Source organism: Zoogloea sp. LCSB751 (assembly GCF_002028455.1).
Taxonomy (GTDB): Bacteria; Pseudomonadota; Gammaproteobacteria; order Burkholderiales; family Rhodocyclaceae; genus Zoogloea.
Map to the genome: position 1 here is coordinate 1 of NZ_MWUM01000319.1, position 260 is coordinate 260.

Below are 260 nucleotides of genomic sequence, written 5' to 3' on the forward strand. Positions count from 1 at the left end.
GATATGCAGTTCGTCATCATGGATGGTAATCAGCCCCTGACGACGCATCTCTGCGGACATTTTATCGAGCTCTGCCGCCAGCTCATCGTTACTCCAGCGCAGGAACAGCTCCGCTTTCAGCATCGGATAGATGGCCTGAATATGGCGCAGCAGCTCCTGACGCGAAATACGGCGGTGCTGGGTAATAATGGCTGCCATCAGTGACGGCAGCATCAGCATGTGCGTGATGTTATTACGGTAGTAGGTCATCAGCACGGCCT

General features: G+C 54.2%; 1 protein-coding gene. It reads right to left on the minus strand.

The window, feature by feature from the left end; all coding sequences use genetic code 11:
- Positions 1-249, minus strand: a 249-nt coding sequence (locus tag B4920_RS26795) for a hypothetical protein (protein WP_216820083.1), incomplete at its 3' end; no start/stop codon positions are given.
- Positions 250-260 lie beyond the last annotated feature (11 nt).